The 25552-nt window shown below is 72.8% G+C and carries 16 protein-coding genes; all 16 read left to right on the top strand.

Annotated features, from left to right (window positions below; genetic code table 11):
* The first annotated feature begins 12 nt into the window (after positions 1-12).
* From JNO44_RS26260 to JNO44_RS26185, 16 genes are read left to right on the top strand one after another with little or no spacing between them, the layout of a single operon-like run.
* Positions 13-771, top strand: a complete 759-nt coding sequence (locus JNO44_RS26260) for a hypothetical protein (protein ID WP_205366348.1) — start codon at positions 13-15, stop codon at positions 769-771.
* Entirely contained in the window at positions 764-1597 is an 834-nt protein-coding gene (locus JNO44_RS26255; RefSeq protein ID WP_205366347.1) for a hypothetical protein, read from the top strand. Before JNO44_RS26260 ends, JNO44_RS26255 begins: the two co-directional genes overlap by 8 nt.
* Positions 1594-2592 carry a Pvc16 family protein gene (locus tag JNO44_RS26250; RefSeq protein WP_205366346.1) on the top strand — a complete coding sequence of 333 codons (999 nt, stop codon included), beginning with the start codon at positions 1594-1596 and terminating at the stop codon, positions 2590-2592. Before JNO44_RS26255 ends, JNO44_RS26250 begins: the two co-directional genes overlap by 4 nt.
* Positions 2593-2625: 33 nt before the next feature.
* A complete protein-coding gene (locus JNO44_RS26245; RefSeq protein WP_205366345.1) occupies positions 2626-4749 on the top strand; it encodes an ATP-binding protein in 2124 nt (707 codons plus the stop codon).
* Positions 4740-5123, top strand: coding sequence for a hypothetical protein (locus tag JNO44_RS26240; RefSeq protein WP_235094162.1), 384 nt, complete (start codon positions 4740-4742; stop codon positions 5121-5123). The genes JNO44_RS26245 and JNO44_RS26240 overlap by 10 nt, the downstream gene beginning before the upstream one ends.
* On the top strand, positions 5120-11932 hold the full coding sequence (locus JNO44_RS26235; RefSeq protein WP_240167670.1) for an eCIS core domain-containing protein: 6813 nt from the start codon (positions 5120-5122) through the stop codon (positions 11930-11932). The genes JNO44_RS26240 and JNO44_RS26235 overlap by 4 nt, the downstream gene beginning before the upstream one ends.
* A gap of 50 nt (positions 11933-11982) precedes the next feature.
* Positions 11983-12513 (top strand): SUKH-4 family immunity protein, encoded by a 531-nt coding sequence (locus tag JNO44_RS26230; RefSeq protein WP_205366344.1) that lies wholly within the window; start codon positions 11983-11985, stop codon positions 12511-12513.
* Positions 12514-12528: 15 nt separating this feature from the next.
* Entirely contained in the window at positions 12529-13203 is a 675-nt protein-coding gene (locus JNO44_RS26225; protein WP_067347712.1) for a hypothetical protein, read from the top strand.
* Positions 13204-13206: 3 nt separating this feature from the next.
* Positions 13207-13593 (top strand): LysM peptidoglycan-binding domain-containing protein, encoded by a 387-nt coding sequence (locus JNO44_RS26220; RefSeq protein ID WP_205366343.1) that lies wholly within the window; start codon positions 13207-13209, stop codon positions 13591-13593.
* Positions 13586-14731: a hypothetical protein gene (locus JNO44_RS26215; protein WP_067358385.1), complete on the top strand. Its 1146-nt coding sequence runs from the start codon at positions 13586-13588 to the stop codon at positions 14729-14731. The genes JNO44_RS26220 and JNO44_RS26215 overlap by 8 nt, the downstream gene beginning before the upstream one ends.
* Before the next feature lie 59 nt (positions 14732-14790).
* Positions 14791-15315, top strand: coding sequence for a phage baseplate assembly protein V (locus JNO44_RS26210; RefSeq protein WP_205366342.1), 525 nt, complete (start codon positions 14791-14793; stop codon positions 15313-15315).
* Positions 15316-15374: 59 nt separating this feature from the next.
* A complete protein-coding gene (locus tag JNO44_RS26205; RefSeq protein WP_328285862.1) occupies positions 15375-15701 on the top strand; it encodes a hypothetical protein in 327 nt (108 codons plus the stop codon).
* The gene (locus JNO44_RS26200) at positions 15698-16090 is read left to right on the top strand and encodes a GPW/gp25 family protein (RefSeq protein WP_205366340.1); all 393 of its coding nucleotides are present in this window, start codon (positions 15698-15700) and stop codon (positions 16088-16090) included. The genes JNO44_RS26205 and JNO44_RS26200 overlap by 4 nt, the downstream gene beginning before the upstream one ends.
* Complete coding sequence (locus JNO44_RS26195; protein WP_205366339.1) at positions 16087-19350, top strand: putative baseplate assembly protein; 3264 nt, start codon at positions 16087-16089, stop codon at positions 19348-19350. The genes JNO44_RS26200 and JNO44_RS26195 overlap by 4 nt, the downstream gene beginning before the upstream one ends.
* Positions 19347-23288: a putative baseplate assembly protein gene (locus tag JNO44_RS26190; protein WP_205366338.1), complete on the top strand. Its 3942-nt coding sequence runs from the start codon at positions 19347-19349 to the stop codon at positions 23286-23288. Before JNO44_RS26195 ends, JNO44_RS26190 begins: the two co-directional genes overlap by 4 nt.
* On the top strand, positions 23285-25498 hold the full coding sequence (locus JNO44_RS26185) for a hypothetical protein (RefSeq protein ID WP_205366337.1): 2214 nt from the start codon (positions 23285-23287) through the stop codon (positions 25496-25498). Before JNO44_RS26190 ends, JNO44_RS26185 begins: the two co-directional genes overlap by 4 nt.
* Positions 25499-25552 lie beyond the last annotated feature (54 nt).

The following is a 25552-nucleotide window of genomic DNA, read 5'->3' as shown; positions in this document are numbered from 1 at the left end:
ACGGGAGCGCGCATGGCGGTCACCGGGCCGGCGGAACTGCTGGCCACCTGGGAGGCCGGGCTGGCCGAACGGGACGCCGGCCGGGCCCTGTTGCTGCACCGGGCGGCCCGCCCCGGAGCGGCCCCCGAGGCCCTGCTGTCGGCACCGCTCGGAGAACGGGCGGCCGACCTCTTCGCCCTGCGCCGGGCGCTGTTCGGCGACCGGCTGGAGGTCACGCTCGACTGCACGGCGGCGGAGTGCGGCACGGTGCTGGAGTTCGAGCTGGACGCCGGGGAGTTGGCGGCCGCCCGTCCGCGCCCGCCGGAGGGCGGACTGCGGGTGGCGGAGGGCGCGTGGACGGTGCGGTTCCGGCTGCCCGGCCCCGCGGACCTGGCCGCGGTGGCCGCCGCCCGCCCGCCGGACGCCACCGCCGCCCGGCGGCTGCTCGCGGCCCGCTGTGCCCTCGCCGCCCACCGGGCCGGCCGGGAGGCCACCGCCGAACAGCTCGCCGACCTGCCCGACCCGGTGCTCAAGCGCTTCGCCGAGGCCGCCGAGGAGGCCGACCCCGGCGCGGAGCTGACCCTGGAGATCGCCTGCCCGGAGTGCGGCGCCGCCACCTCGGCGGAGCTGGACATCGCCGCGTACCTGTGGACCGAACTCGACGCCTGGGCCCGTGACCTGCTCCTGGACGTCCATCTGCTCGCCTCGGCCTACGGCTGGAGCGAGCCCGAGATCCTGGCGCTCAGCCCGCTGCGGCGCCGCTACTACCTGGAGCTGTGCGCGGATGCCTGAGATGCCCGAGCGGACGCCCGCCGCGTCCGGCGACTACCTCGGCCGGCTGCTGGCCCGGTACGCCCCGGCGCCGCCCGCCGATCCCTTCGGCCCGCCCGACGGCGCCGACGCACCCGGGCGGCGGACCCGCGTCCGGCCGCGGCTGCCGGGCCCGTTCGAGCGGGTCGAGGCGCTGCGCGGACCGGCCGCCGTCGAGCCGGACGACGACGGGCGCTCGGCCCCCCGGCCGTCCGGGTGGCCCGCCCCGTCGCCGGGCGCCGCCGAACCGCCGCGCGCCGAGCGGTGGTCGGAGATCCGCACCCGGCACGAACGGGAGACGGTGCTCCGCACCGAGGCGGCACCGGTGGCGGACCCGGACCGCGCGGCGGCCGACCGGGGGCCGGGCCCGGCCCCGCTGCTGCGGCCCACCGCGACGGCCGTGCCCGGGACCCGAGCCGCCGCCGAGGGCGTCCGGCCGCGGGGGCGGTCGACGGCGCCCGGCGGGGAGCGGACGGCAGCGGGCAGCGGGGCACCGCCGGGCGGCCCGGAGGCGGCCGAGCCGGCCACCGGCGTCCTGCGCCCGCGCACCGACGCCGTACCGGCGCCCCGCCGGCCCGCGCCGCCCCGCGCGGGTTCCGCGGGCGGCCGACGCGGACCGCGCGGCCCCGCCGAGCGGGTGGTGCACGTACAGATCGGCCGGCTGGAAGTCAGTACCGCCGGCGCGGCCGACTCCCGACGGCCCGCGGCGGACGGCCGCCCGGCCCGCCCCGAGCGGCGCGCGCCCGCGCTGAGCCTCGCGGACTACTTGGCTTCCCAGCAACGGACTTCAGGGGGACGGTCCACATGAGCAACGCACTCGCCCTCGCGACGGTCACCCAGGCCCTTGCGCTGCTGATCGAGCACAACCTCCACCCCGAGATCGACCTGGCCGTCTCGGTGGAGACCCGCAAACCGCCGGCCGATCCCCCGACCGACCCGACGATCACCGTCTTCCTCTACCAGGTCACCCACAACCCCTCGATGCGCAACAACGACCTGGTCACCCGCGCCTTGGACGGCACGCTGCTCAAGCGCCCGGCCGCGGCGGTCGACCTGCACTTCCTGATCAGCGCGTACGGGGAGGAGCAGGAGCTGGTCGGCCAGCGGCTGATCGGCAGCGTGGTGCGGACGCTGCACGAAATCCCGGTCCTGCCGAAGGAGTTGATCGAGGAGGCCGCCGACCGCCCCTATCTGGCCGGAAGCGACCTGGCCGAGTCGCTGCAGAAGGTCCGCTTCACGCCGACCCAGATGGACGTGGACGAGACCTCCAAGCTCTGGGGCATGCTCAACAACACCCCGTACGCCCTGTCGGTGGCCTACCAGGCGTCGCTGGTGCTGCTGGACGGCCACCAGAAGCCGGCACCGGCCCGCCCGGTGAAGCGGCCGGAGGTGACGGTGGTGCCGGAGGTGCCGCCCGAGGTGCCGTTGGGAACGCCGGCGGGGACACGGCCGGGGGCGCCGTCGGGGACGCCGTCAGACGCGACGGATCCCGCGGGGACGGCGGGTGCTCCGGGGGCCGGGACGGCCGGATCGGCTGGATCGGCTGGATCGGCTGGATCGGCTGGGACAGGTGAATCGGCTGGGGCGACCGCGGGCGGCACGGCGAAGGCTGCCGAGGACGCGACCGCGACCGCGAAGGATGCCGCGAAGAACGCCGCGAAAAAGCCCGTGAAGCGGACGGGCGGCGGCAGGCCGCAGCCGACCAAGACCACTGCCACACGCGGGGGTTCGGACGCCGGCCGGCCGGGCCCCCGTACCCGCACCCGGCCGCGTAAGACGACCGACGACGGCGGGGAGAGCTGAGGCGCGGTGCGGGGAACGGGGGCGGAGAAGAAAATGGCGGCCGGCGGCAGCGGCGGGAACGGGCCGGGGGCGGCGGACGGGCGGACGTCCGGCGCGGCGGACGGCGCGGCGGACGGCGCGGCGCTCTCCGCGGCCGTCCGGGCCGTCCTCGCGCGCCTGGACGCGCACGCGGCCCGCACCCAGGGGAGCCCGGTGGGCGCGGAGACGGACACGAACACGGAGGCGGAGGCGGAGGCGGACACCGGTGCGGGTGCGGGTGCGGGTGCGGATACCAATGCCGGTGCGGATACCGGTGCGGGTGCACCCCCCTCCCCGCACGCCCTCGACGCCCTCGACGCCCTCGACACTCTCGACGCCCTCGTCGCGTGCTTCGGGCTGACCCCCTTCGAGCGGGAGGTCGTGCTGCTCACCGCCGCCGCCGAGCTGGACCCGACCACCGGCGTGCGCTGCGCCGCCGCCTGCGGCGATCCGGCCCGCCCGTACCCCACGTTCTCGCTCGCCCTGGCGGCGCTCGGCGACCCCCACTGGAGCGCCCTCACCCCGGTCGCCCCACTGCGCCGCTGGCAGCTGGTCGAGCTGGACGACGCGACCCGCCTGACCACCGGCCGGCTGCGGCTCGACGAGCGCATCCTGCACTTCCTGGCCGGCGCGCCCTACCTGGACGCCCGGTTGCACGGCCAACTGCGCCGCACCGTCCCGCCCGAGACGCTGCCGCCCGCCTACGAGACGGCCGCCCGGCGGGTGGCGGCCGGCTGGGCGGGCGCCGGCCCCGACGCCCCGCTGCGTGTCGAACTGGTCGGCGGGGATCTGCGCACCCGCGCCGACATCGCGGCCACCGCGGCCCGCCGCTGCGGGCTCGGCCTGTACTCCATGGCCGCCGAGGACATCCCGGCCGACCCGGCCGCGCGGGACCGGCTGGCCCGGCTCTGGCAACGGGAGGCGATCCTGCTGCCGGCCGCGCTGCTCGTCGAGGTCGGCGAGCTGGACCGCGAGCAGTACGCCGCCGCGGACGCCTTCGTCGCGGGTGCCGCCGTCCCGCTGGTCGTCTCCGGCCGGGAGCCGCGGCAGACCGGCCATCCGCGCGGTGAGCGGGTCACCGTCCCCAAGCTCTCCGACGAGGAGCAGCTGGGCCTGTGGGCCGATGCCTTCGCCGGCATCCCGGAGGTGACGGATCGTCATCTCGCTTCCTTGGTCGCGCAGTTCCACCTCCCACCGCACGTCGTCCGCACCGCCGCCGCATCCGTCCGGCGTGATCTCCCCGCGGCCTCCGCCGCCTCCGCCGCCTCCGACACCGCCGACGCCGCCGAACTGGCCTGGCGGGCCGGCCTGGCCGAGGCGCGGATGGGCCTGGACGAACTGGGCCGCCGCATCGAGCCGCGGGCCGGCTGGCACGACCTCGTGCTGGCCGACCGCCAACTGCGCGTCCTCCAGGAGATCGTCGCGCATGTCCGCCAGCGGGGCACCGTCTACCAGGAATGGGGCTTCGCGCAGGCGCTGCGCAGCGGCCTCGGCGTCACCGCGCTCTTCGCCGGCGGCTCCGGCACCGGCAAGACCCTGGCCGCCGAGGTGATGGCCAAGGAGCTGGGTCTGGACCTCTTCGTCATCGACCTCTCCCAGGTCGTCAGCAAATACATCGGCGAGACGGAGAAGAACCTCAGCCGGGTCTTCGACGCCGCCGAGCGGGGCGGGGCGCTGCTCCTGTTCGACGAGGCGGACGCGCTGTTCGGCAAGCGCAGCGAGGTCAAGGACAGCCACGACCGCTACGCCAACCTGGAGGTCAGCTACCTCCTGATGCGCATGGAGGCGTACCGCGGCCTGGCCGTCCTCACCACCAACATGAAGAAGGCCCTGGACTCGGCCTTCATGCGCCGCATCCGCTTCGTCGTCGACTTCCCCTTCCCCGGGGAGAAGGAGCGGGCGGAGATCTGGCGCCGGGTGCTGCCCGCCCAGGCCCCGACGAAGGGCATCGAACCGTCCCTGCTGGCCCAACTCACCGTCGCCGGCGGCTCGATCCGCAACATCGCGCTCTCCGGCGCCTTCCTCGCCGCGGAGGAGGGCGACCGCCTCCAGATGCGTCACATGCTGGCCGCGGCACGCACCGAGTACCTGAAGCTGGAACGCTCTCTGACGCCGTCGGAGGTCCACGGATGGGTCTGAAGCACGAGGTCGGCAACGCCGTGGCGCGGGAGTCCGCGGCACCGGAGTCCGCAGCACCGCAGCCCGCGGTGCGGGAGGCGGGGGCGCCCGCTCCCCGTACCTTCCGCATCGACATCGGCGAACTCGTCCTGGACGGCTTCGACGCCCGGACCACCGACCCGGACCGGGTATCGGCCGCGTTCCAGGCCGAGTTGGCCCGTCTCGTACGGGACCGCGGCGTGCCGCTGGCGGCGGCCGGCGACGGCTCGGGCCTCGCCCTCGACGGGCTCGCCGGCCTGCCGCCGCTCCCGGCCACCACGCACCCCGTACGGCTGGGCGAGGCGCTGGCCCGCGCGGTGCACGCGGGGCTGACCGGACGGGGGGAGGCGCGATGAGCAGCTCCTCCCCGTCCGCCGCCCAGTCCGGCCAGTCCGCCCGCGACGCACGGCGCCGCAAACGCAAGGAACGGTCCGCCAGGTCCGCCGCCCCCGAGCCCAAGAACATCGTCAGCGGCGCCGGCCAGCCCCTCGACCTCAGCGTCCGCCGCGAGCTGGAGGAGCAGCTCGGCCACGACTTCAGCCGGGTCCGCCTGCACACCGACCGCGACTCCGGGCAGCTCGCCGAGCTGATGGGCGCCGACGCCTTCGCCGTCGGCCAGGACATCTTCTTCCGCGAGGGCACCTACCGCCCCGGCACCGCCGACGGCCAACGCCTCCTCGCCCACGAACTCCTGCACACCGTCCAGAACCCGCACGGCCTGGGCGCCCTGCGCGCCGGCCGCGACCTGGGCACGGTCAGCCTCCCCCAGGAGGCCGTCGAACGCGAGGCGGAGTCCGCGGCCCAGGAATCCCTCCGCTCCGCGATGCTCGGCGTCACACGCGAGGACGACCCGGCCACGGAGGTGGCACCGGGCCGCTCCACTCCGGGCTGGCTCCGCTACGCCACGGTGGACGCGGACCGCCACCGCCTGGAACTGATCGACCCGGCAACACTGGTGGACCGCCTGGCCAATGGGGTACTGCGGTCGTTGCGGGGGGATCCGGAGGATCGGTCCAAGCGCGCTCGGATGCAACTGGCTCAGCTGCCCGACGAGTTGCAGGACGCGGTCCTGGAGCGGCTGGAGCGGCGGCTGCTCAGCTCGGAGCAGGAGCGACTGCTCGACCTCGTCGAGGAGATCGAGTCCGACGACGAGCTGGAGCGCAGTTCGCTCGATGCGCCGATGGTCGAGACGGACCCCGCCGAGGAGTTGCGGTTCACGCGCGAAAGCGAGCGGCGGGCCGCGGAGGAGCAGCGGGAGCAGGAGCGGAAGCCGGGCCTGGCGCCCGGGCCGGAGAAGGACGAGCAGGAGGCTGCGGGTGCCGCAGGGAGCACCCCACGGAACGGCGGGACCCGGGCGGACGGCACCACTCCGCTGGGCAGCGAAGCCCCGGGCGGGCCCGTCGCACAGGACCGGAACGCCGGCCGCGGCGGGCAGGCGGAGCAGCAGCCCGGCGGCGGGAGCGCGGCCCCGGCGAACGCTTCCCCGGCGCCGGGTGCCGCACCTGCGCAACCGGCGACGGAGTCCGCGCCCGCGGCGCCGGGCGGTAGGCCGGCGGACAAGGCGGCCGGCGGTGAGCAGGCCGCCGACGGGAAGTCCTCCGGCGGCGCGCAGGAGGGCGGGCAGCAGGCCGGCGGCAAGGAGGACAAGAAGGACGCCGCGGCCGACGGCAAGGAGGGCACCGAGCGCGCGGGCACACCGGTGGCCAGCAAGGAGGAGTCCGCGGCCAAGAACCGTCCGGGCGCGGTCGATGCGCTGGTGGCGGGCAAACAGCTGAACCCCGCGGACAAGCGGGGGCAGGAGAAGCCCTCGGGCTCGCCGTCGGCGGCGGGGGCCCAGGCGCAACAGCCCGGCGCGGTGAGCACCCTCGACGGCGTCCGCACCCAGGACCTCGAAGGTCCGGACGAACACGTCGACGAGGACCCGTTCGGCACCGGCAGCGAGTCCGAGGTGGACGTCGGCGGCGGGGAGCCGAGCGCCTGGGACGTCACGCTGCAGCCGGACGACTACCTCCCCGCTCAGGATCCGGACGTGTCCGCCGTGCCGACCGCGGACACCCTGGACCCGTCCTCGCCCGACGGCCGGGCGGCCCCGTCGCTCCCGGCTCCCCCGGTGACCAAGGCCGACAAGGTGCAGGCGGAGCGCGACGCCGAGGACGCCGAGGACACGGCGGCGGAGGCCGATCCCGAGGAGGGCGTCGACGAGGCGCCCGCCGGTGCGGAGACGGCGGCCGAGACGGACACCGAGGGGCCGGGCGGCGGGCCGGAGGAGCTTGCCCCGGATCGGGCCGCCGAGGCGCGGACGGCGCCCGGCACCACGTCGAAGGCCCCCCAGAGTGGCGCCGACCCCAAGGCCGGCCCGGTGGCCGCTCAGGTGACGGTCCAGGAGGCGCCGGGCCGGCCGGAGGGCGGCGGCGAGGCCAAGGAGACGGCGGCCAAGGCGGAGCAGGGCACGCCGGCCGCGGGCGACGCGCCGGGCGCCGGGCAGGAGAAGGGGGCCCCGCAATCGGCCAGCAAGCCGGCGGCGGCGCAGTCCGCGGGCAGCGGTGAGCAGAAGCAGGCCACGGCGGCACCGGCGGACAAGGGCGAGGCCGCGGGCGGTACCCAGACGTCGTCGCCGGGGCGCGACAGCCACGTCTCCGGCGGGTCCAACGCCGACGCCTCCGGTGGGGCGAGCGCGGACGCGGCTGCCGGGGCGCAGCGCGAGCCGTCGGGCGCGGGGGCCGAGTCGCGCGCGCAGGCGACGGCGGAGAAGAGCGCCCCGGCGGGTGGGGAACACGGCAAGGGCGGTGCGGCGCCGGCAGCGGGTCCGCAACCGGCCAAGGGCGCTCCCGAGGCTCCGGCGGCGGCCGCACCGGCACCGGGACCTGCGGCAACGGCGGCATCGGCGGCCAAGGAACAGCAGGTGCCCAGGGCGGCCGGTACGGCGCCCGCCGCCAAGGGCGGGGGCGGCGGGGGCGGAGGCAGTGCGGCCGTGCCCGTGAAAAAGGCCAAGAAGGACGCCGGGCCGGCCCCGAACCTGTCGAACGTCTCCCCCGAGGCCGGCCTGTCGACCGCGTCGAAACTCAAGCCGCACAAGGCACTTGAGGCCATGGGCGGGGTGGGCGGCTCGGTGGACCGCACGGTCGGCGACGAGCACAAGGCGCTGGCCGCGGCACCGCCGTCGATGCAGCGCCCGGCCGGCGCGCCACAAACCCTCCAGGGCAAGCCGAAGGCCGACGCACCGGCCCAGTACGACCAGAACCCGGCGCAGAAGAGCGACGCGCCCGGCGCGGACAAGGCCGAGGTCAGCGGCGCCAAGGAGCCGGAAGGCCAGATCGAGGCGGAGAAGGCCGAGGAGCCGGGCGGCTGGCAGACCTTCAAGATGGCGCTGGGCTTCGGCATCGGGTGGGTGGCCGAGAAGCTCGGCTTCAAGGTCGACAAGCAGGAGTTGGCCGCCAAGTTCGCCGGGCTGCCCACGAAGGACGAGGCGCTCAAGAAGGCCCAGGCGGGCAACGCGCCGGGCGTGCAGATGCAGGGCGCCGCCGGGGAGAAGGCCGACGAGCAGGGCGGCGCCGTCGACGCCAAGGGCCAGGACACCGTCGCGACCGGCCGGGACGACGCGGGCCGGCCGATGGGCGAGGACCAGGTCTACCCGGACGCCCCCAAGGAGCAGATGACCGCCAAGGTGCCCGGCGCCCAGGGCGGCAAGGGCGGCGGGCCGCAGGGGGCGGCGAACACCGGAGCGGTACCGCCCGAGGCGGCCTCGGAGGTGGCCGAGCACGACCGGGGCCCCCAGTTCCAGGCCGCGTTCAGCGACGGCCAGAAGGACATGTCCAAGGGCCGTCAGAAGAAGGACCAAGACTTCCGCGACTCCCAGGAGAAGCACAAGAAGCAGGTCGACACCGAGGTCGACGGCAACACCAAGAGCCAGGCCGACGAACGCCAGAAGGCGATGAGCGAGGTCACCGACCACCGCTCGGACTGGCGCAAGGAACAGGACACGGAGCTCAAGAAGCTCGGCGACAAGAAGACCGAGCGGCACGACAAGGTCCGTAAGGACGTCAAGGACAAGGAAGAGAAGACCGACAAGGACGCCACGAAGGAAAAGGACGACGGCGACAAGAAGATCCAGGACAAGAACACCGAGGCCGAGAACGACGCGAAGAAGAAGCGCGACGACAGCGTCAACGAATCGGGCAACTGGCTTTCCAAGGCGTTCGACTGGATCAAGCAGAAGGTCATCGAGATCAAGAACGCGATCGTCGATGTCATCAAGCGGGCCCGCGAGGCCGTCGTCGGCTTCATCAAGCACTTCAAGGAGACGGTCGAGCGCTGGATCAACGAGGCGCGCCAGTTCATCGCGGACGCCATCAAGACCCTGATCAACGATCTGATCGAGTTCGCCGTGGCCATGGTCCGCGCGGTCATCGAACTGGCCCTGCGCATCCGCAAGATGATCGCCGAACTCATCTCCGCCGCCATCGCCCTCGTCAACAAGCTCGCCACGATGCTGAAGAAGGCCCTCTCCGACCTTCTCGACGCTCTGGGCAAACTCCTCAGCGGCATCCTCAACATCCTCAAACAGGTACTCGACGAAGCGATCAAGCAGGTCATCGGGGCCATCAAGGCGGTCCTGGACTTCGCGTCCAAGCTCCTGAGCGCGCTCGGTGACTGGATGCTGATCGCGGTCGACTTCCTCTCCGACCCAGGCGGTTGGCTCAGCGGCGCCAAGAACTCCGCAGTGGACGGCGCCAAGAACCACCTCTTCCGCGAGATCTCCAGCGCGGTCAAACAATGGTTCAAGGACAAGATCCAGGAAATCATCGGCGTCCCGAAGGCCATCCTGGACAAGCTCCTCAACGGCGGCTTCAAGCTCGACGACATCGTCAAGGAAGCCTGGGACGCGGTCCTCCCCCAACTCCCGCTCATCATCGGCGAACTGGTCATGACCAAGATCGTGGCCAAGCTGATTCCGGGGGCCGGCTGGGTGATGGCGGCCATCGACGCCATCCGCACCGCGTGGGGCGCACTGAGCGCGATCCTGCGCGCCCTGTCCATGGTCCTCGACTGGCTGAAGGCGGTCCGCGCGGGCGGCGCCGGGATCCTCTTCGCCAAGGCCGTCGCGGCGGGCGTGGTGGCTCTCCTAGAAACCCTCTACCAGTGGCTGCTGAACGGCATCGGCAAGTACGTCGCCAAGGTCGGCCAGCGCCTCAAGGGCGTCGCCGCACGCCTCGGCAAGGGCTTCGGGAAGGAAGGCCGCGGCGGCCCGAAGGGCGCGGCCGGCGAGGGCTCAGGCGGCAAGGGCAAACCCGGCGACAAGAAACCCCGGACCGACGCCACCCCGACCAGGGAACCGGCCCCGAAGTCCGCCGGCGCCCCGACCACCCGCCCGACGACCGCCAAGCCCCACGAGGGCAAACCGGGCCAGCGACCGGGCGAGAAGCCGGCCGCCACCAAACCGGGCACCGACAAGCCCCCGTCCAAACCCGGCGAAACCCCGGAACGGCCGGCCGCCGGCAAGCCCAGGACCCCCACCGACGAGCCCAGGAGGCCCGCCGGCAACGACAAGAACGGCAAGCCCAGGTCCAAGGCCGACGAGACCCCCGACACCCGCCCCACCCCGTCCGCCAAGCCCAAGTCCGAACCGGAACCCCGCCCCAAGCCCAAGCAGGAGCCGGAGCCCAAACCCAAGCCCAAGGAGGACGAGCCCGGATCCAACAAACCCAACAAACCCAAGGAAGAAGACCCCACCAGGCCCAAGCCCAAGGACGACAAGGACACCCCCGGCAAACCCAAGCCCGACAAGGACGGCGACCGCCCCCACAAGCCCAACGACAAACACCCCGACCACGACCCCAAGAACCCCAAACACAAGCCCGACAAGGACCACAACCCACACGACCCCAAGAAGCCCAAGGAAGACCACAACAAAAACCCCAAACACAAGCCAGACGAAAAGGGCCCGCACAAACCCAAGGACGACCACCCGAAGAACAAGGACCCCAAAAAAGAAAAGCAGGACAAAAAAGACAAGAAAAAAGAGGACGAAAACAAGAAGGATTCGAAGGATGCGCGACTCAGGAAGATCGTTTCGCGCATAAAGCCGAAGGTCGACGGATTTCTCCGGCGTGGAGTCAAGAAGCCGGTACTCAAGGGTGCACTATTCGGCATGCGCGCCTGGTACAGGCTCACGCAGCTCGACATTGAGGGCGCGCGGAATTTCAAGATTATCGCCGCGCTGAACCCTCGCATGGGCGTAGAAGAAGGAGTTAGCAAACAGATAAAGGCAAAAATTGATGGACTCGACAAGAAGACCAGAGACGGGCTGCAGCGGGAGATCCAGATCCGGGACTTCGAAGACTGGCTACTCTTCGTCGATGGGGAAAAACCACAGGCCGCCATCTCGAAGTTCACCAAAATCCTCGAAGGGATCGTCGAGGAGTACGAAAATCGACCGGGAAACGAAAAGAAGGTCCGAAACACGGCCCAATCGGCCGAGGATAAAATCCAAGACGCTTTGCGCAGCATGCCCGCCAAGGGCGCGACACCGAACAACCCCTCGGAGCAGGGCTGGAAGAAGACGGTCGGCATTCCCGAGGATGCAGCAAAGGCACTGTTGCGCGGGCGCGACTATTCAGCCGCACAAGCCGCAAAGCGGGAACCGGGGAACGTCCATGCCCCGCAGCCGGCACCGAACCCCGGCGCGCCGGCCACTGAGGCACATCTGTACTTCAACGATCCAAAGTGGTCAAAGATCCAGTACACCAGGAAGGCTCTCGACTTCATCAGGTGGAACGTGGATCCAGACCCGGACAAGGCGCCCATAAGGCGACCCACTCCGCTACCTTCCGACCTCCGGAACTCGAAGATTCAAGGCGCCTACAAGGATGCCGTCTACAAGACCGCGCACGCCGACTGGAAAATTAGAGAGGGGAATAAAGCGGCGGACGAAGCCGAACGCGATAGGATACTCGGCGAAATCATGAAAACGAAGCACCCGGATCACCGTCGAGAACTTCAGTTCAACGGCCCGGACGATATACGCAGCCTTTCGCTGCTCGACGGAAACGTGAACACGAGCTCCGGCAGTCAACTCGAGAAGGAAGTGAAGGCAGTGGACGACTGGAGCACTCTCACATTCGTGATCCATTACTGGTGGGAGGGCGCCAAGCCTAAGTCCAAGTAGGACGAAAATGCCCAGGCGCGGCTCACGACACACCACACCGGAAGGTACGCATGGCAAGCAAGAAGCAGCTCCAGGATTTCTTCGGAGAGCAAGGATTGATCACTGCATCGCTCGGACCCGAGAGCGCCCGAACCTTGCCTCCCAAGTTGGGTGAATACATTCAAGAAATCGGATTCCCCGCGACAGTCGAAGGAATCTACTGCGCGCTCCCCGAAAGCGCCCCGAAGGGGTTCTCGCTGCTTGCCACCGAAACAGATGGAACCTCTGCCGAGATCCTCTGCCTGGGGGCGCCGAACCCGAGCACGGATCTCAGGTACGTGGTCGACATCAAGACCGGATATGTACTCCTGATGGACACCACCGAAGGTAACGCCCAAATGATCAACAAAAGCGTTGAGGATTTCGGAGAGTTCCTGTACCGCCTGGGAAAGTTTCTTCATTTTCGCGACTCATCGACACGCGAGCAGGACGAAGCGTACGTCGAGCTCCTCACCGCATTCCTGAAAGAACGGGACCCCAGCTCCTTTGGAGAGCCTCCGGGCTGGTGGCCCATGGTCTTGGAACACCTGCTGGACTACTAGGTAGAGGGAACGCCCGTGGCGCCTTATCGAGACATCCCCAAACCCATTCGTTCCGGGATCGTTGTGGTTGATCCTGAGCTCGGTGTTCCGCAGCGGATCATCGTGTTGCAGTTCAATCCGGACACGTTGGAGCGGCAGGTGGCGCCGCAGGCGGCCGGGGGTGAAGGCGACAGTGGTGGGGGCGGGGGTGGGAGTGGTGGAGGGGATCGGAACGAGGCGCTGCGGCTCAAAGGGCCCGCGCAGGAGACGTGGAAGTTCACCGCGGAGATCGATGCCACCGATCAGTTGGACGTAGCGGCGCCGGAGGGGATTCATCCGGAGTTGGCGGTGCTGGAGATGTTGGTGCAGCCGACGACCGCGCAGTTGCTGGCGGCGTCGAAGTTGACCAAGAAGGGGACGATCGAGATCAGTCCCATCGAGATGCCGTTGACGCTGTTCACGTGGGGGAGCAAGCGCATCATGCCGGTGCGGTTGACGGAACTGTCGGTCAATGAGTCGGCGTTCGACGTGAATCTCTGTCCGATACGGGCCTCGCTGAGCATCGGGCTGAAGGTGTTGACGGTGAGTGATCTGCCGGCCGGGCATCCCGGGGCGGCGCTGTATCTCGCGCACCTGGCGCAGAAGGAGCAGTTGGCGCGGCGGGCGCGGGGTGGCACGTTGGCGCAGTTGGGGCTGGGGAGGGGGATCTGAGGCGTGGGCATCGAACCGTACGAGAGTGCGTTGGACGATGTGCCGGGGGCGCATCCGTATCCGCGGAGCAGTCGGTATGCGGGGATCGGCATCGGGGTGCACACCCTGCCCGACGGGACCGAAGTGCGGTACGCCAAGCGGAGGTTGTTGCCGTCGTTGGCACAGGCCGCGGAGGACTCCGTGCCGCATGTCGTCGGCAGCGGGGAGCGGGCCGATCAGCTGGGGCAGCGGTATTTCGGGGATCCGGGGCAGTGGTGGCGGATCGCGGATGCCAATCCGGTGCTGGAGCCGCGGGAGCTGACGGCGGAGCCCGGGGTGGAGATAGCCGTGCCGTTGCCGGGCGGGTTCGCCGGGGGTGTCGGCGGCGGGCCGGGGGTGCGGCATGGCTGAGGGGGACGAGCCGGTCGGGCGGGGACCCATTCACGTCTCGCTGTACATGGGGCCGAAGTCGGCGCGGTTGGTCCCGCAGGAGGTGGTGGAGGCGCTGTTGTCCGCGCAGATCACCAGTACGGCCGGTGAACGGAGCGGGTTTCAGCTGGCGTTCGACCTGACGAAGAAGGGGGCGATCGTCGAGCGGTTGCTGCCGGAGGGGTTCTTCGATCCGAAGACCCGGGTCATCGTCACCGTTGCCCTCAAGGGGACGCCGGTGGTGTTGCTGGACGGCGTGATCGTGCGGCAGGAGGTGGGGAGCAGCAACCATCCCGGGCAGAGCACGCTGACGGTGACGGGTGAGGACCTGACGCTGTTGATGGATCTGGAGGAGCGGACGGACCGCTATCCGAATCTGGCGCCCTCGCAGCGAGTCGAGCGGATCCTGTCCAAGTACGCCGATTACGGGATCGATGCGCGGATCATCAGGGAGCAGATTCCGCAGCCGCCGCGGGAGCAGGTGCGGGTCGACTACCAGACGGGGACGGACCTGCAGTATGTGAACGAGCTGGCGCGGGCCAACGGGTACACGTTCTATCTGGAACCGGGTCCCGTGCCGGGGCGGTCGACGGCCTTCTGGGGGCCGGAGCAGCGGCTCGGGCAGCGGCAGCACGCCCTGAACGTGAACATGGACGCGAACTCGACGGTCGATCAGCTCACGTTCGCTTATGACGGGACGGCGCGGGAAGAGCCGCAGGCCCGGGTGCAGGACCCCGTGACGCGGCAGGCGCCGTTGTTGGCGCAGCCCGACATCAGCCCGCTGCGGCCGCCGTTGGGGTTGCGGGGCTCGCCGGCGCTCAAGCGCAGGACGCTGAGCGGGACGGCGAAGATGGACGAGGGGCTGGCGAAGGCGGAGGCGTTGGGGCGGGCCGCCACGAGTGCCGATGCCATTTCGGGGTCGGGGTCGTTGGATGTCACCCGGCACGGATATGTGCTCCGGCCGCGGGAGTTGGTGGGCGTGCGGGGCGCCGGGGTCACCTATGACGGCGACTACTACGTGAAGTCCGTGACGCACAACGTGCGGCTCGGTTCGTACCTGCAGAACTTCACGTTGTCCAGAGAGGGGCTGATCGCCCGCAGCGGCACCGTTCGGCCCTAGCCGCACCCGCATCCGTCACCCGTCACCCGTCCATGGGGACGTAAGGAGAGAAGCCACGCATGGCTGCTGCACCGAACAACCGCTTCCTCGGCAAATTCCGGGGCCGGGTGGCGGCGAACGACGACCCGATGGGAGTCGGGAGGTTGAAGGTCCAGGTCCCGGACGTGTTGGGCGATGAGGTGTCGACCTGGGCACTGCCGTGTTTCCCGTTCACCGGTGAACAGGCCGGGCAGGTGGTGGTGCCGTCGGTCGGGGCCGGTGTGTGGGTGGAGTTCGAGCAGGGTGACCCCAGCTTCCCGGTGTGGGTGGGGTGTTGGTACGGGCGGCGGGAGGAGTTGCCGGAGGACGCGCGGCGGGACCCGGCGATCTCGCATCCGGTGGTGATCCAGACGCCGGGCAAGCACAAGATCGTGATGTCCGACGTGCCGACCGAGGGGATCTTGCTGGAGGCGCCGAGCGGCGCGTATGTGCGGATCGACGCCACCGGGGTCCACATCAACAACGGGCACGGGGCGTCGGTCTCCCTGGTCGGGGAGCACGTCGACATGAACGACGGCCGGCTGACCGTGCAGAAGAAACGCTGACGGGAACGGGGGTGGCAGGGCAGATGGCGAGCGGAAATCTCCTCCATGGCGGAATGGCCATGGGATGTCCGCACGGCGGGCTGGTGGCGCAGGTCTCGGCCGGCGGCGCGGCGGTGCGGATCGACGGCGCGCCGGTGGCGACCGCCGCGGATCTCTTCACGGTGAGCGGGTGCGCGCATGTCGTGGCGGGGCGCCCGCAGCCCTGTACGAGTGTGCGGTGGGCGCCGGACGGCGGTGGCCGGGACGTGTGCGTCGACGGTGTGCCGGTGCTGCTGGACTCCACGGCGGCGATGTGTTTCAGCGCCGGGCTGGTGCCGCAGGGGCCGCCGGTGGTGGTGGCCGTCCATCAGGTGAGCGGAGCACAACAGGGGGTCTTCAGCCGATGAGGGCGGCAGCAGGGCAGGTACGGCGGACGGACATCGCCTTCCCGTATCGCATCGACCGGCGGGGGCGGACCGCGCACGCCCGTTACGACGCGCATGTGCGGGATCTGATCGAGCAGTTGCTGTTCACCAGTCCCGGCGAGCGGGTGATGCGGCCCGACTTCGGATGCGGGCTGCTGGATCTGGTCTTCACGCCGAACAGTCCGGAACTGGCCTCGGCCATCGAGCTGTCCGTGCAGGCCGCGCTCCAGCGCTGGTTGGGCGAGCTGATCGAGGTGGAGTCGCTGGACGTGGTGAGCGAGGAGAACGTGGTGCGGGTGTCGCTGCAGTACGTGGTGCGCGCCACCGCCAGCCGCCGCGACGAGGTGTTCGAGGGGCGGGGGGCGGAATGACGGTCGCGGACACGGACGGGTCCGGGCGCCGGGCGCTGGTCCGGGAGGCGAGGCGCAACGGTCTGGACGCGGTGGAGGTCGGCGAGGACGGGCGGACGCTCACCGTCACCTTCCTGGGGAAGGCGCCGCACGGGCTGCGTCCGGAGAACGTCCGGATCGACGGCGGGCGGCGGATATCCGGCATCGAGGCGCTGGAGATCGCCGTCGAGCGGGAGGAGGACCCCGAGCTCGACGACCGGCTGGTGGTGACGCTGGACCGGGCCGGTGACTTCTCGCCCTACCGGCTGTCGGTGGTGGAGACCGATCCGTACGGGCGGCCGGGCACCGAGCCGTTCCCCGGCTTCGACCAGCGGTACTTCTCGGCGGAGTTCTCGTTCCGGCCGAACTGCCCGACCCCGTTCGACTGCGTGGACGGCAGCGGCAGCGACGGGATGGGGCGGCTGCCGGACGCCGTCCGCCCGGCCGCCCCCGTCATCGACTACACCGCGCGGGACTACGACACCCTCCGGCAGGTCGTCCTGGACCGGCTGCGCCTGACGACCCCGGAGTGGGTGGAGCGGAATCCGGCCGACCTCGGGACGACGCTGGTCGAGCTGCTCGCCTACACCGCGGACCAGATCAGCTACCAGCAGGACGCGGTGGCCACCGAGGCGTATCTGGACACCGCGCGGCGCCGGGTGTCGGTCCGGCGCCATGTGCGGCTGATCGACTACCCGATGCACGACGGTTGCACGGCGCGGGCGTTCATGGCGGTGGCGGTGGTGGCGGAGCTGACGCTGCTGCCGGGGACCTTCCGGTTCGCGGCCGTGGACTACCGCACCTACGGGCCGGGGGACCGGCCGGAGCTCGGGGCGGTGCTCGACGACCGGGAGCTGGCGGTGCTGGCCGAGCGCGGGGCGCTGGAGGTTTTCGAGCCGGTGGTGCGGGACGCGCCGCTGCGGCTGCTGCCCCGGCACAACGCCATCGGGCTGTGGACGTGGGGCGGGGAGGTCTGCGGGCTGCCGAAGGGCGCCACCGCCGCCACCCTCACCGACGGCTGGGCCGACGAGGAGTGCGGGCAGCGGGAGTTGGCGCTGGCGCCGGGTGATCTGCTGCTCTTCGAGGAGGTCAAGGGGGCGCGGACCGGGACGCCGGGCGACCAGGATCCGACGCACCGTCAGGTGGTGCGGCTGACGTCCGTCACCCCGGCCGTCGATCAGCTCGTCGGGCAGCCCGTCCTGGAGGTCGCCTGGGCCGCGGAGGACGCGCTGGCGTTCCCGCTGCGGCTTTCGACGCGGGGCGGCCGGGACTGTGCGCCCGTCGCGGACGTGAGCGTGGCGCGCGGGAACGTGGTGCTGGTGGACCACGGGCGGACGCTGGACGGGGACGGGGACGACGGGCACGTCCCGGAGACCGTCACCGTGCCGCCGGTGCCCGCCGTGCTGGCGTCCTGCGACCCGCCGGCGTTCGGCTGCTGGGACGGCGGACACGGCGGCAACGAGGTCGGGCAGCTGGTGAACGACCTGATCGACCGGGCGGAGGGCGGCCGGGAGCTGTCCCCCGACGACGTCCGGCGGCTGTTCACCGCCGTCGGCGAGGAGGCCGCCGAGCGGGCCGGGATCGGGCTGGAGTCGGCCGGGCTGCGCGCCGAGAGGGTGGTGCCGGGCACGGCGTACGCGCAGGCCGCGGCGTTGCGGACGCTGCTGGCGCAGTCGGTGTACCCGGGGATCGTGCCGCGCTTCCGGCCGGTGCTGGGCCGGTCGCCAGTGGTCCAGGCGGTGCCGTTCCCGCAGCCGCGGTTCGTCGCGGCCGGGCAGGCGGAGCGGCTGGCGGCGATCCCGGATCGGGTGCGGGAGCGGCTCGTGGAGCTGTGGCGCAGCGCCCGCGACCACGACGGGCTGGACGAGGCCGAGATCGCCGAGCTGACCGTACTGTTCGGGCCGAGGCCGCTGGAGGTCGTGGAGCTGGCCCGGCATCCGGTGCGGGCGCTGCGGGAGTTGCTGCACCGCAGTGCGCAGCTGCTGGACGGCAAGCTGCGGCGGCTGGCGGTGCTGGCGGCGCGGGCCCGGGCTGGGACGGTGCTGGACGGGCGGACCGCGTGGGAGATCGCACAGACCTGGGGGCCGGCGTACGCGGCCGGTCTGCATCCGGACGAGCCGGTGCTGCACGGCCCGGCCGCCGCAGTCCTCCAGGACCCGCGGGAGGCCCTGCCGGCGATCCGCCTCCGCGCGCTCCCGGACGCCGACGGGGGCGACGGCGACGGCACCGGGGACGCGACCGGGGCGGCGGACACCGACTGGCTCCCCCGCCGCGATCTGCTGCGCAGCGGTCCGCGCGACCGGCACTTCGTCGGGGAGCTGGAGGAGGGGGGTACCTCCCGCGCGGGCGGAGTCGAGAGTGGGGGAGGGCGGCTGGCGCTGCGGTTCGGTGACGGGCGCTACGGGGCCCGGCCGGCGCCCGGCGGCCGGTTCGCCGTCCACTACCGGATCGGCGGCGGCACGGCCGGCAACGTCGGCGCGGAGGCGATCGGCCATCTGGTGCTGCGGCGCGCCCCGGAGGAGTCCGAGGCCGCCGGGCCCCTCCCGGTGGCCGGGGTCCGCAACCCGCTGCCCGCGGTGGGCGGCGTGGAGCCGGAACCGGTCGAGCAGGTGCGGCAGTTGGCGCCGTTGGACCTGAAGCGGGCCCGGCTGCGGGCGGTCACCGCGGAGGACTACGCGGTGCTGGCCGGCGGGCTGTCGGGCGTGCAGCGGGCGGCGGCGGAGATCCGGTGGACCGGCAGCGTCCAGGAGGCGCACGTCGCCGTCGACGCGTACGGGACCGAGGACCCCTCGCCGGCCCTGCTGGACGCCGTCGGCTACGCGCTGGAGAGCTACCGCAGGATCGGGCACGACCTGGTGGTGCGGCCGGCGCAGTGGGTACCGCTGGACGTGGCGCTGGAGGTCTGTGCCGAGCCGGGGCATCAACACGGGCAGATCCTGGCCGAGTTGTACCGGGTGCTGGGCCGCGGGGCGCTGTCCGGCGGGCGGCTGGGCTTCTTCCATCCGGACGCGCTGACGTTCGGGGAGCCGGTCCGGCTGAGCCGGCTGGTCGCGGTGGCCGCGGCGGTGCCGGGCGTCCGGAGCGTGGCGGTGACCCGGTTGCACCGGATGTTCCATGAGGACCGAGGGGAACGGGAGGCGGGGGTGTTGCGGCTGGGGCCGCTGGAGATCGCCCGCTGCGACAACGACCCGGACCGGCCCGAGAACGGCCGGCTGGTCATCGAGCTCGGGGGTGGGCGATGACGGAGCACGAGACGACGGGCTGCGGCTGCGGCTGCGACGGGGCGGACGCGGGGGGCGGCGGGCACGACGAGCGCCGCGCCGACCCCGCGCTCTACAACCCGCCGGGCCGCGCCGCGCTGAACTACCGGGTCGGGGACCACGGTTCGTTCCTTGCCGCGATGGTGGACCGGCTGGCCTCGCCGGCCTATCCGGCGCTGCGCGGGCTGACCGTCCGCACCACCGACGACCCGTCCATCGGGCTGCTGGACTCCTGGGCCGTGCTGGGCGACCTGCTGACGTTCCACAGCGAGCGGATCGCCGACGAGGGGTATCTGCGGACCGCCAACGAGCACCGGTCGCTGGCGCTGCTGGGCCGGCTGGTCGGGCACCGGCCGCGGCCGGGCGTCGCCGCCGACACCTTTCTCGCCTACACCCTGGACCGCGATCCACGGGCCGGGGACCTGCCGGTGGTGATCCCGCGCGGGGCGCGCAGCCACAGCGTGCCGGCCGGGTCGGACGAGGAGTCGCAGACCTTCGAGACCGACGAGGACCTGACGGCGCGCTGGGCGTGGAACGCGCTGGCGGTGCGGCAGCGGCGGCCCGCGCTGCTCACCGCGGACGACCTGAGGACCCGGCCGGAGCTGCTGGTCGCGGGGACGTCCACGGGGCTGACCGTCGGCGACCGGCTGCTGTTCGACTTCGGGGCGCAGCGGGTGCTGCTGCCGGTCGCGTCGGTGCGGCCGGACCGCACGGAGGACGTGACCGGGCTGGGGCTGCCCAAGGCGGCGCCGGCCTCGCTGCCGGAGCTGATCACCGAGCTGCGGGCGTGGATCACCGAGCCCCCGCCGTCCACCGATCCGGACGACCCCGACTATCCGCCGCCGGCCACGCCACAGGCTCCCAACCCCCGTCCGATCAGCCGGTTCGTCGCCGATTTCGACGCGCAGGTGCTGGCGCCGCTGCGGAAGGACCTGGACGGGATCGCCGACCCGGACGTGTTCGTCGCGCGGCTGGCCGGGCCGCACGAGCGGCTGGCGGAGGCGCAGGCGGTGGCGGCCGGCTATCCGGAGGTCGTCGCGTGGTTCGAGGAGCTCCAGGCCGTGGTGGGCGAACTGGCGCGACGGGCCGGCCAGTTGGCCGGGGAGCCGCCGCAACCGCAACCACCGGGGACGACGGCCCCCGCCGCGGGCCCCGACCCGGCCGCGGGCCCGGACCGAGATGCGGCCGACGCCGCTCCCTCGATGCCCACCGCGCTCGCCGCCCTCGCCACCGTGCTGCCGGCACTGCGCACCCGGGTCGTCCGCCCGCCGTCCGCCGCCCGGGAGGCCGCCGGCGACCCCCGGCGGGCGTTCGGCGCCGGCGCGGACCTGGGCGCGCGGCTGCTGTCCGCGCTGGACCCGCGGATCGGCGACGGCCTCTACCCGGCGTGGCGGCGGGCCACCGCACCGGCCGCCACGCCGACCACCGCCACCGGCCGCCTCGCGCGGGCCGCGGAGAAGCCCCTGCTGCGCGCCCTCCTGGCCATGCGGGTCACCGCCACCCCGTTCGGGGCGACCGCGCCGCTGAAGTCCGTGCAGGACGACCGGGGCCGGGTCATCAGGACCGCGGACTGGCCGCTGACCGGCGCCGCGCTGACCACCGTGCGGGTGGTGTTCGACACCGCGGGGAAGGTCCCGGTGCGGGCCGAGTTCCAGCACGCCGAGACCGGCAGTTCGGATCAGCGGGCGGAGAACCTGCCCGCCTCCGAGGTCGGCTTCGCGCTCGGCCCGGGCCGGGTCGAGCTGCACAGCCGTACCGGCCAGGACCACGATCTGAGCTGGCTGGGCCGCCGCCCGGTGGACTCGCAGGAGCCGGGGGTCACCGCCCGGCTGCTGTCCGGGCTGCCGGAACGGACGTTGTTCGTCTCGCGGCCGGCCGAGGACGGCCGGATCCACGTCTCGGTGGACAACGGGTCCTCGCAGTCCTGGCAACTGGCCCCCGGCGAGCACCGGCAGGTCACGCAGGGCGGGTACGAGGTGCGGGTGCGGGTGGCTGCCGGCGGGGAGCCGCCGGGCGTGGAGATCGGGATCGCGACGGTCCCCGAGCCCGCCGACCGGCACGCACTGGCACTGGACGCGGTGTACGACGGGATCACGGTCGGCAGCTGGGTGGCGATCGAGCGGCCCCGCAAGGGCGCGGACGGCCCGGACGGCATCCCGGGCGACAAGAAGCTGGCGTTCGTCACCACCCGGGTCACCGCGGTGCGCACCACGACGCACACCCAGTACGGGATCACCGGCCGGGGCACGGTCCTCACGCTGGCCGACCCGTGGCTGGACGAGCACGACGTCACCCTGGACGCGATCCGGGACACCACCGTGCACGCCGCGGGCCAGGACCTCCAGCAGGCCGACGACCCGGTGGGCGAGGACGTCCACGGCGACCGGCTGGAACTCGCCGAGCTGTACGACGGGTTGCGTCCCGGCCGCGCTCTGATCGTCTCCGGCGAGCGGACCGACATCCCCGGCGTGACCGGGGTGCGGGGCACCGAACTGGCGGTGATCGCGGGCGTGGAACAGACCCTGGATCCGGCGCTGCCCGGGGACCGGGTGCACACCACGCTGACCCTGACCCGCGAGCTGACGCACCGCTACCGGCGGGAGTCGGTCCGGGTGCAGGGCAACGTCGTCCCGGCCTCGCACGGCGAGAGCCGCGACGAGGCGATCGGCAGCGGTGACGCGGCGCGCGCCAACCAGACCTTCGCGCTCTGGCAGTCGCCACTGACCTGGTTGCCGTCCGACAACCCCCTGGGGGCCGTCCCGCAGCTGGAGATCCGGGTGGACGGGCTGCGCTGGCACCCGGTGGACAGCCTGGCCGGCCGCGGCCCCGACGAGCGGGTGTACGTCACCGGGACCACCGGTGGGGACACCTCCCGTTCGGGAGGGGTCGAGAGCGGGGGCAGCCGGACGACGGTGACCTTCGGCGACGGGGTGCACGGCGCCCGGCTGCCGACCGGCCACGACAACGTGCGGGCGCGCTACCGCTTCGGCACCGGCCGGGCCGCCAATGTCGCGGCGGACCGGATCACCCAGGCGGTCACCCGCCCGCTGGGCGTCACCGCCGTCACCAATCCGCAGCCGGCCACCGGCGGCGCGGACGCGGACGGTCCGGCGCTGACCCGGCGCACCATCCCGCTGGCGGTCTCCGCCCTGGACCGGCTGGTGTCCCTGGCGGACCACGAGGACTTCGCGCGCTCCCGGGCGGGCATCGGCCGGGCCGCGGCCCGCGAGGTGTTCGACGGCCGGCGGCAGGTGCTGCACGTGACGGTGGCCGGCGTGGACGACATCCCCATCGCGCCGGACGCGGAGGTGCTGCGGGCGCTGCGCGCGTCGCTGGCGGAGTACGGCGACGGCCGGCTGCCGGTGCGGGTGGACGTCCACGAGCCGGTGCTGCTGCTGTGCGCGGCGAAGATCAAGGTCGCGCCGGACCACGCCTGGTCGCTGGTCGAGCCGCGGGTCCGGCAGGCGCTGCTGGCCCGCCTCGGCTACGACGGGCGGGAGCTCGGCCAGCCGGCGCAGCTGTCGGAGGTGCTGGCCGCCGCCCAGGCGGTGCCCGGCGTGGACTGGGTGGACGTGGACGCCTTCACCGGCGTACCGGCGTCCGTCACTCCCGACGAACTGGCCGCACTGACCGGCGAGTTGGCCGGTCCCGCTCGCACCTCGGTGGCGTCCCGGCTCGCCCGCTTCGACGAGCGGATCCACGAGGTCACCGCGGACGGCGGGGAGACCCTGACCGCCGTCGCCGCCCACTACGGCATCCCGCTGGCGGAACTGCTGCGCCTCAACCCCGACCTCACCGACACCCGCCCGCTGCCCAAGGGCCGCGCGGTCTGCGTCTTTCGCGGCATCCGGCCGGCCCAACTCGCGCTGTTCTCGCCGCGGGTCGCGGACACGCTGATCCTGACGGAGGAGATCCGATGACCACCAACAGGGAGCCGGACGGGCTCGCGGAGCTGCTCCCGCAGTGGCACCGGCTGCGCGACTCCGAGGACCCCGCGCGGGGCGAGCCCCTGCGGGCGCTGCTGGCGGTGATCGCCGAGCAGGTGGACCGGGTCCGGGACGGCGTCGCCCAGCAGTACGACGACTGGTTCGTGGAGACCGCGGCGGAATGGGTACTGCCCTACCTCGGCGACCTGGTGGGCTACCGTCCGCTGCCCGGCTACGAGCGGGTGCTGGCCACCGGACTGCGGGACGGCGGACTTCCGGACTCCTCACGGCGGCGGCTGGCGGAGGCGCTGGCGCCGCGCCGCGACGTGGCCGCCACCGTCGGCAACCGGCGGCGCAAGGGCACCCTGGCGCTGCTGGAGGAGCTGTCCGAGGAGGTGGCCGGCTGGCCGGCGCGGGCGGTGGAGTTCTCCCGGCTGGTCGCCCACCAGCAGCCGGTGCGGCTCTACGGCTCGGCCACCGAGGCGGCCGACGCCCGACGGCGCGGGCGCGGCCGGCTGGTGGACGTCCGGGACGGCGCGGCGCTGGACCTGGCCGACGGCCCGTTCGGCACCGTCGCCCGCTCGGTGGACGTGCGACGGGTCACCTCCCGCCACTCCCAAGGGGGGTACTCGCCGGCCGGCGTCGGCCTGTTCGTCTGGCGGCTGAAGCCGTACGCGGTGACCCGGGCGCCGGCGTACTGCCTGGACCGGGCCCGCAACCTCTACACCTTCTCGATCCTCGGCAACGACACCCCGCTGGTGACCCGCCCGGAACCGGAGCCGTCGGCGACCCACCTCGCCACGGTCGACAACGTCCCGGCGCTGATCACCCGCCGCCAGCTGCACGACCGGCTCGCGGACTACTACGGGCCGGGCAAGAGCTTCGTCATCCGGCGGGACGGCGAGGACCGGCCGGTCCCGCTCGCCGACATCGTCGTCGCCGACCTCGGCCAGTGGCGCTACCGGCCCAGGCGCGGGCAGGTCGCCGTCGACCCGGAACGGGGACGGATGGCGTTCGGCACCCGCTCGGCGCCGCGGCAGGGCGTCTGGGTGGACTACCACTACGGCTTCGGCGACGACCTGGGCGGCGGGGAGTACGCCAGGGAAAGGGTGACCCCGCCGGACGCCGCCGTCTACCGCGTCGGCCCCGGCGCGCCGTTCCACCGGATCACGGACGCCTACGCGGCCTGGCAGCACGACCGGCGCTCCGGCGCCTGCGGCCCCGACGGCATCATCGAGATCACCCACAGCGGCGCCTACCAGGAGCAGTTGGACTTCGACCTGGAGCCGGACGACCGGCTGGAGCTGCGCGCCGCCGAGGGCACCCGCCCGGTGATCCGGCTGCTGGACTGGTACAGCAACCGCCCGGACGCGCTCAACATCCGTGCCGTGGACGCGGAGTGCGCGCCCGGCCGGCGGCCCCGCATGGTGCTGGACGGGCTGCTGGTCACCGGCCGCGGCCTCAACGTCACCGGCCCGCTGGGGTCGTTGGTGCTGCGGCACTGCACGCTCGTGCCGGGCTGGTCGCTGGAACCGGAGTGTCACCCGGCCTCCCCCGAGGAGCCGAGCCTGGTCCTGGACCGCACGACGGCCTGCGTGGAGATCGACCGCACGATCCTCGGCACCATCGAGGTGATCGGCGACGAGGTCGGCACCGACCCGCTCCCGATCCATCTGCGCGACAGCATCCTGGACGCCACCGGCACGGACCGGGCGGCGCTGTCGGCACCGGACTGCCGGCACGCGCACGCGGAGTTGTCCGCGCACCGCACCACGGTCCTCGGCGAGGTGCACGTCCACGCGGTGCGGCTCGCCGAGAACAGCCTGTTCACCGGGCGGGTGCGGGTGGCCCGGCGGGGCGTGGGCTGTGTCCGCTTCAGCTACCTCCCGCCCGGGTCGCGGACCCCGCGCCGCTACCGCTGCCAGCCGGACCTGGTCGGCCCCGATGGAGCCGCCCGGGTCCGTCCACAGCTGCGCAGCGAGCGCTACGGCACGCCGTGGTACGGGCAGTTGGCGGCGGACTGCGGTGGGGGTGCCCCCGGCCCGTCCGGGGCTGGGGGAGAGATCGTCCGCGGCGCGGAGGACGGCGCGGAACTGGGCGCGTACCACGACCTCTATCTGCCGCAGCGCACGGACAGCCTGCGGGCCCGGCTCGCGGAGTACACCCCGGCGGGCACCGACGCGGGGATCGTGTTCGTCACATGAGCCGCCGACCGTCCCAACACTCGCCAATCGAGCGCCCGTTGCGCCGCCGCACCG

Origin of the sequence: Streptomyces noursei (assembly GCF_016917755.1) — a bacterium.
Taxonomy (GTDB): domain Bacteria; phylum Actinomycetota; class Actinomycetes; order Streptomycetales; family Streptomycetaceae; genus Streptomyces; species Streptomyces yunnanensis.
This window is presented reverse-complemented; position numbering and strand designations above follow the sequence as displayed.